This is a genomic window from Streptomyces sp. NPDC058691 (assembly GCF_042714775.1).
Lineage (GTDB): Bacteria > Actinomycetota > Actinomycetes > Streptomycetales > Streptomycetaceae > Actinacidiphila.
In genome coordinates this window covers 1-7,116 of sequence record NZ_JBHXSO010000126.1, presented here as the reverse complement: position 1 = coordinate 7,116, position 7,116 = coordinate 1, and the positions used below count along the sequence as shown (strand labels likewise).

At 70.0% G+C, this 7,116-nt stretch carries 6 protein-coding genes; 5 read left to right on the top strand and 1 reads right to left on the bottom strand.

Annotation, left to right across the window (positions count from 1 at the left end; all coding sequences use genetic code 11):
- Window positions 1-232: 232 nt before the first annotated feature.
- Window positions 233-1,198: an NAD-dependent epimerase/dehydratase family protein gene (locus tag ACFWVC_RS38315; protein WP_384299290.1), complete on the top strand. Its 966-nt coding sequence runs from the start codon at window positions 233-235 to the stop codon at window positions 1,196-1,198.
- Here the strand turns inward: ACFWVC_RS38315 and ACFWVC_RS38310 are convergent.
- Window positions 1,159-2,121: a MerR family transcriptional regulator gene (locus ACFWVC_RS38310; RefSeq protein ID WP_384299287.1), complete on the bottom strand. Its 963-nt coding sequence runs from the start codon at window positions 2,119-2,121 to the stop codon at window positions 1,159-1,161. The genes ACFWVC_RS38315 and ACFWVC_RS38310 overlap by 40 nt on opposite strands.
- A 363-nt stretch (window positions 2,122-2,484) precedes the next feature.
- Between ACFWVC_RS38310 and kdpF the strand changes: the two genes are divergently transcribed.
- The 4 genes from kdpF (at window position 2,485) to kdpC (ending at window position 6,998) form a co-directional block, all read left to right on the top strand.
- Window positions 2,485-2,574 carry a K(+)-transporting ATPase subunit F gene (gene kdpF, locus ACFWVC_RS38305; RefSeq protein WP_319660518.1) on the top strand — a complete coding sequence of 30 codons (90 nt, stop codon included), beginning with the start codon at window positions 2,485-2,487 and terminating at the stop codon, window positions 2,572-2,574.
- Window positions 2,574-4,238, top strand: a complete 1,665-nt coding sequence (gene kdpA, locus ACFWVC_RS38300) for a potassium-transporting ATPase subunit KdpA (RefSeq protein WP_384299283.1) — start codon at window positions 2,574-2,576, stop codon at window positions 4,236-4,238. The genes kdpF and kdpA overlap by 1 nt, the downstream gene beginning before the upstream one ends.
- 83 nt (window positions 4,239-4,321) lie before the next feature.
- A complete protein-coding gene (gene kdpB, locus ACFWVC_RS38295; protein ID WP_384299293.1) occupies window positions 4,322-6,355 on the top strand; it encodes a potassium-transporting ATPase subunit KdpB in 2,034 nt (677 codons plus the stop codon).
- Window positions 6,356-6,374: 19 nt separating this feature from the next.
- A complete protein-coding gene (gene kdpC / locus ACFWVC_RS38290; protein ID WP_384299280.1) occupies window positions 6,375-6,998 on the top strand; it encodes a potassium-transporting ATPase subunit KdpC in 624 nt (207 codons plus the stop codon).
- Window positions 6,999-7,116 lie beyond the last annotated feature (118 nt).

Below are 7,116 nucleotides of genomic sequence, written 5' to 3'. Positions count from 1 at the left end.
GGCCTGGAGACGGCGTCACCAGGCCCGGCCCGGACTGTTCGCGCCCGCGTCGTGAGACCTCCGGCCCGGGTCGAAGGGTTCCCCTTCCCTCACCCGTCAGGCGTGCCGCGATGCCGGATGTCTGCCGATCCCCCATGCCTTGCTACTGCCGATCGCGATAGTTATAGTCTCTAACACAAGGGACGGTCAGTCACCATCACGCTCCGTTCTTCACGCCATGAAGGGGATCGCCATGCCCACCAGCACCGCACGCAGCCTGCACACCGTTCTCGGGTCCGGTCCCGCCGGCACCGCTGTCGCGACGGAGCTCGCGCGGCGGGGACACGCCGTCCGTCTGGTCGACCGCAAGGGCGAGGGCCCCGCGTACGAGGGCGTGGAGCGACGGGCGGCGGACGTGAGCACGCTGGAGGGCGCGCTGGCCGCGATCGAGGGAGCGGCGGTGGTCTACCACGCGGTGAACGTCGGCTATCACCTCCAGGTCGAGGTCATGCCCCGGATCCAGGAGGCGGTCCTCGGCGCCGTCGAGGCCACCGGGGCCCGGCTGGTCGTGCTGGACACGCTCTACCCGTACGGCGAGACCCACGGCGAGGTCATGACCGAGGAGACACCGTGGCGTGCCACGTCCCGCAAGGGCCGCATGCGCGCGGAGCTGGACGAGCGCTATCTGGCAGCGCACCGCGAGGGCCGGGCCCGCGTCGTGCTCGCGCGGTCCGCCGACTTCGTCGGCCCGGGCGTGTTCAACTCCTCCCTCGGCGGCGCGTTCTTCCCCGCCGCCCTGACCGGCGGTGAGGCGCTGGGCCTCGGCGACATCGACCTCGCGCACAGCTACACCTACATCGGCGACCTCGCCGTGGGCCTCGCCGCCCTGGGCGAGCGCCCCGAGGGCGACGGGCGGGTCTGGCACCTGCCGACCGCGCCCGCCGTCTCCACCCGGGAGGTGCACCGCCTGGTCGAGGAGCGGCTCGGGCAGCCGCTGAAGGTCCTCGTACTGGACGTGCTGCGGCCCGTCGGGCCGTTCGACGAGGCGTTCGTCGGCGAGTACGCCGAGATGTTCTACCAGCACACCGAGCCGCAGATCATGGACTCGTCGGCTTTCGAGAGCACCTTCGGCATCCGCCCGACGCCGCTGGGCGAGGCCCTGGACGCCACCATCGCCTTCTACCGCGACGTGCTCAGCGGGCCCGCAGGGCAGCGGTGAACCACGCGACGGCCGGGTCCAGGGCGGGCGGCGCCGGCCGCCCGCCCACCGCCGCGACGAGCTGCCAGTACCGCTCGTAGCGCGCGTCGTGGCCGAGCTCCAGCCGCTCCAGCAGCCAGGCGCGGAAACCCCGCGTCGTCCCGGCGGCCGGTCAGCCGCGCGTACGCGGCGACCAGCTCGCCGACGACCGGCCGGGCCTCGGCGGAACCGGGGTCGGTCCCGGCCTCCGCGGCGCCTCCGGCGCGTCCCCGCAGGAGCGCGGCGAGGGAGCGCAGATCCTCGGCGTCCGGCGGGGCCGCCGTGTCACCGACCGTGGCCGTTCGGCTCTGGTCGGCGACGGCGCGGCGCATCGCGGCGCGGAAACCCTCGTCCCGCACCAGTTCGGCCAGCTCCACCCAGGCGTCCACCTGCGCGGCGGTGGCGTCCTCCGGCAGCACGGGAACGGCGTCGCGCATCATGGCGACGAAGGCGGGGTCGGCGTCGATGCCCTCGACCGTGTGGTCGATGAACTCCTCGACGAGGCGGCGGCGTTCGCGGTCCGAGAGGGTGGCGAGCCTGTGCATCAGTGCGGTCTCCTGTGGTGAGGACCCGCGCCCCGCGACCGTCCGCAGCACCGCCTGGCGCATCCGCAGGGTGCGGATCTGCACCTCCAGCGCCTCCGCGTGGGCCGCGGCGACCTCGGCGACGGTGATCTCGCGGCGCAGGATGCGACGGATCGCGGCGAGGTCGATGCCGAGGTCGCGCAGCGTGCGGACGAGGCCGAGGCGGTCCAGTGCGGCACGGTCGTAGAGCCGGTATCCGACGGGTGTGCGGTCGGTCGGCGGCACCACTCCCGCGTCCGACCAGTACCGGATGGTCTTGACCGGCAGACCGGTCAGCCGGGCCAGATCGCCGATGGTGCGGAGAGTGGTGTCGTCGTCCATGTCCGCCATCGTGAGGTCTCCCGCCGGGGGAGACTCAAGCCATGCCCGGCCCGGCCCGCGCCGCGGAGACCGAGCCTGCCACACCTCGGCCGCCGGCCGGTGCAGGGCGTCAAAACGCGTCAAAGTTGCGTTAAGCCGCCGCAGGGACCCGTATGGAAGCCGCCAACAAACCTGGTCAGGGGTATGGCAGGGCGCTTTTCTACGGAAGGCCGGTTCTCGCCGGCACCGCTTGCCCCTGAGGGCCGGCGGTCACCGTGTCATTCGTCCCCCGGGGTGCTCTCGCATGCCAGACCTCTGGTTCCTCATCCTCACCGTTGTCGTTTTCGCCGTCATCGGCCTCGTGGCCAAGGGGGCGGAGCGGCTGTGAGCGTTGACAACATCGTTGGCCTCGTCGTTGCCGTGGCCCTGGTCGGATACCTGGTCGTGGCGCTGATTCACCCGGAGAAGTTCTAGTGAACGACACCCTCGCGGGCTGGCTCCAGATTCTCGCGCTGGTCGGCGCGCTGGCCCTCTCCTACCGACCGCTGGGCGATTACATGGCCCACACCCTGACCTCCGCCAAGCACCTGCGCATCGAGCGCTTCGCTTACCGGCTGGGCGGGGTGGACGGGGACGCGGACCAGAAGTGGTCCGTCTACCTGCGGAGCGTGCTGGCCTTCTCGGCCGTCTCCGTGCTCTTCCTCTACGGCTTCCTGCGGCTGCAGAACCACCTTCTGCTCTCGCTCGACATGCCCGCCGTGCCGGCGCCACTGTCGTTCAACACGGCCGCCTCCTTCGTCTCCAACACCAACTGGCAGGCGTACTCGGGTGAGTCCGCCATGGGCCACCTGGTGCAGATGTCCGGCCTCGCGGTGCAGAACTTCGTGTCCGCGGCCGTCGGCATAGCCATCGTCGCGGCCCTGATCCGGGGCTTCACCCGCCGGAAGACCGACCGCGTCGGCAACTTCTGGGTGGACCTGACCCGCATCACCATCCGCATCCTGGTGCCGATCGCGTTCGTCTTCGCGATCGTGCTCGTCGCCGCCGGTGTCGTGCAGAACTTCCACGGTGTGGAGTCGCTCGCGACCATCGCCGGTGACCACCAGAGCCTGACCGGCGGTCCGGTCGCCTCCCAGGAAGTCATCAAGGAGCTCGGGACCAACGGTGGTGGCTTCTACAACGCCAACTCCGCGCACCCCTTCGAGAGCCCCAACCCCTTCACCAACTGGCTTGAGATCTACCTCATGCTGGTGATCGCCACCTCCCTGCCGCGCACCTTCGGCCGTATGGTCGGCGACAACCGCCAGGGCTACGCGATCATCGCCGTCATGGGCGTGATCTGGGCCGCCTCGGTCGCCATCATCACCGTGAACGAGCTGCACAGTGTGGGCAGCCAGGCCGGCCACTTGGCGGGCGGCATGATGGAAGGCAAGGAACAGCGCTTCGGCGTGTGGGGCTCGGCGCTCTTCGCGGCGTCGACCACGCTCACGTCCACCGGCGCCGTGAACTCCTTCCACGACTCGTTCTCGCCCATCGGCGGCGGCATGACGATCTTCAACATGATGCTCGGTGAGATCGCCCCCGGTGGTACCGGATCCGGCCTCTACGGCATGCTGATCCTCGCGATCATCACCGTCTTCATCGCGGGCCTGATGGTCGGCCGCACCCCGGAGTACCTGGGCAAGAAGCTCGGCGGCCGCGAGATGAAGTTCGCCTCGCTCTACATCCTCACCACCCCGGCGATCGTCCTGATCGGCTCCGGCATCGCCATGGCGCTGCCGGGTGAGCGTGCGGGCATGCTGAACAGCGGTGCGCACGGCTTCTCCGAGGTGCTGTACGCCTTCACCTCGGCCGCCAACAACAACGGCTCGGCGTTCGCCGGTATCACCGTCAACACCGACTGGTACAACACCGCACTCGGCCTGGCCATGCTCTTCGGCCGCTTCCTGCCGATGGTGTTCGTCCTGGCGCTGGCCGGCTCCCTGGCCCAGCAGCAGCCGGTTCCGGCCACGGCGGGCACGCTGCCCACCCACCGGCCGCAGTTCGTCGGCCTGCTGACGGCCGTGATCCTCATCGTCGTCGGCCTCACCTACTTCCCCGCCCTCGCGCTGGGTCCGCTCGCGGAAGGTCTGTCCTGATGTCCCTGACCACCCTCGAACCCCCCACCGCGCCGGGGGCCGCAACGCCCGGGCCGCAGCAGCCCCACCGGGTCTCCGGCGGCATGCTGGACCCCAAGCAGATGCTCACCTCGCTTCCCGACGCGCTGAAGAAGCTCGACCCCCGGGTGATGTTCAAGAACCCGGTCATGTTCGTGGTCGAGGTCGGCGCCGTCCTGACCACCCTGTCGGCGATCAAGGACCCGAGCGTCTTCGCCTGGGTCATCACGGTCTGGCTGTGGCTGACCGCCGTCTTCGCCAACCTGTCCGAGGCCGTCGCCGAGGGGCGCGGCAAGGCGCAGGCCGAGACGCTGCGGCGTACGAAGACCGACACCGTCGCGCGCCGTGTCTCCAACTGGCGTCCCGGGGCCACCGGGCTCTCCGAGGAGCAGGTGCCCGCCTCCGGGCTGCGGCTCGGCGACCACGTGGTCGTCGAGGCCGGGCAGATCATCCCCGGCGACGGTGACGTCGTCGAGGGTGTCGCCTCGGTGGACGAGTCGGCGATCACCGGTGAGTCGGCCCCGGTCATCCGGGAGTCCGGCGGCGACCGCTCGGCGGTCACCGGCGGCACCAAGGTGCTGTCGGACCGGATCGTCGTGCGCATCACGTCCAAGCCGGGCGAGACCTTCATCGACCGGATGATCGCCCTGGTCGAGGGCGCCTCCCGGCAGAAGACGCCCAACGAGATCGCGCTGAACATCCTGCTGGCCTCGCTGACCATCGTCTTCCTGCTGGCCGTCGTCACCCTGCAGCCGTTCGCGATCTACGCGGGCGCCGAGCAGAGCATCGTCATCCTGGTGGCCCTGGTCGTCGCGCTCATCCCGACGACGATCGGCGGACTGCTGTCGGCGATCGGCATCGCCGGTATGGACCGCCTGGTGCAGCGCAATGTGCTGGCCATGTCCGGCCGTGCCGTCGAGGCCGCCGGTGACGTCAACACCCTGCTGCTGGACAAGACCGGCACCATCACGCTCGGCAACCGCCAGGCGGCGGAGTTCCTGCCGGTCGGCACTGTCACCGCCGACGAACTGGCCGACGCGGCGCAGCTGTCGTCGCTGGCCGACGAGACGCCCGAGGGCCGCTCCGTCGTCGTCCTGGCGAAGGAGAAGTACGGCCTGCGGGCCCGCAGCGAGGGTGAGCTCGGCCACGCCGAGTTCGTGCCCTTCACCGCCCAGACCCGCATGTCCGGCGTCGACATCGACGGCCGCCAGATCCGCAAGGGTGCCGCGTCCGCGGTGACCGCGTGGGTCGCCGAGAACGGCGGGCAGGCCGGCGCGGACGTGCAGTCGCAGGTCGACCGCATCTCGCAGTCCGGTGGTACGCCGCTGGTCGTCGCGGTCAAGGACGGCGGCGCGGCCCGCGTCCTGGGCGTCATCCACCTGAAGGATGTCGTCAAGGAGGGCATGCGCGAGCGGTTCGACGAGCTGCGGCGGATGGGTATCCGCACGGTGATGATCACGGGTGACAACCCGTTGACCGCGAAGGCCATCGCCGAGGAAGCGGGTGTCGACGACTTCCTCGCGGAGGCGACGCCCGAGGACAAGATGGCGCTGATCAAGCGGGAGCAGGCGGGCGGCAAGCTCGTCGCGATGACCGGTGACGGCACCAACGACGCCCCGGCGCTCGCCCAGGCCGATGTCGGCGTGGCGATGAACACCGGTACCTCGGCCGCCAAGGAGGCCGGGAACATGGTGGACCTGGACTCCAACCCGACCAAGCTGATCGAGATCGTGGAGATCGGCAAGCAGTTGCTGATCACCCGTGGCGCGCTGACGACCTTCTCCATCGCCAACGACGTGGCGAAGTACTTCGCGATCATCCCCGCGATGTTCGCGATCGCCTACCCGGGCCTGGACAAGCTCAACATCATGCACCTGCACAGCCCGCAGTCGGCGATCGTCTCGGCGATCATCTTCAACGCGCTGATCATCGTGGTGCTGATCCCGCTGGCCCTGCGCGGCGTCCGCTACCGGCCGTCCTCGGCGTCCGCCCTGCTGACCCGCAACATCTGGATCTACGGTCTGGGCGGGCTGGTGCTGCCGTTCGCCGGCATCAAGGTGATCGACCTGATCATCCAGTTCATCCCCGGACTCAGCTGACCGAAGAAGGCAATCCGACATGTCCAGCTCCCTTCCCGCCGTGGTCCGGAACCATCTGGCCGCCCTGCGTATGCTGCTGGTGTTCACGGTCGTCGCGGGCATCGTGTACCCGCTGGCCGTCACCGGTGTGGCGCAAGCGGTCTTCTCCGACCAGGCCAACGGCTCCAAGGTCACCCAGGACGGCAAGACCGTCGGCTCCAGCCTCATCGGCCAGAGCTTCAACCTCCCGAAGAAGAACCCCGACGACGCCGACGAGGTCGCCCAGCCGGACCCGAAGTGGTTCCAGCCGCGGCCCGGCGGTTACGACCCGCTCGCCACCGGTGCCTCCAACCTCGGTCCCAACAACGAGGACCTGATCAAGACGATCAAGGAGCGCCGCACGGCCGTGGCCGAGTTCGACGGCGTGGCCCCCGGCGACGTCCCGGTCGACGCCATCACGGCCTCCGGCTCCGGCATCGACCCGCACATCTCGCCGGCCTACGCCTACGAGCAGGCCGACCGAGTCGCCCAGGCCCGTGACCTGGACAAGGCCGAGGTCCGCAAGCTGGTCGCGGACCACGTGCAGGGTCGCGTCATCGGCTTCCTCGGCGAAGAGCGTGTCAACGTGGTCGAGCTCAACCTCGCCCTCGCCAAGCTCGGGTGACATCGCGTTCCAGCCGTATCGCACGGACCACGCCGCCCGGCGTGGCAGACAACCGGCGACGCCGGGCGGCGTGTCATCCCCCCAAGGAAGGCCACCAGGTGACGCAGCCCCACGTCAC

Bases quoted from the DNA above. Each gene is read 5' to 3' on its own strand.
- kdpC (WP_384299280.1), top strand. From the start codon at position 6,375: ATGTCCAGCTCCCTTCCCGCCGTGGTCCGGAACCATCTGGCCGCCCTG.
- kdpB (WP_384299293.1), top strand. From the start codon at position 4,322: ATGCTGGACCCCAAGCAGATGCTCACCTCGCTTCCCGACGCGCTGAAG.
- ACFWVC_RS38315 (WP_384299290.1), top strand. From the start codon at position 233: ATGCCCACCAGCACCGCACGCAGCCTGCACACCGTTCTCGGGTCCGGT.
- ACFWVC_RS38310 (WP_384299287.1), bottom strand. From the start codon at position 2,121: ATGGACGACGACACCACTCTCCGCACCATCGGCGATCTGGCCCGGCTG.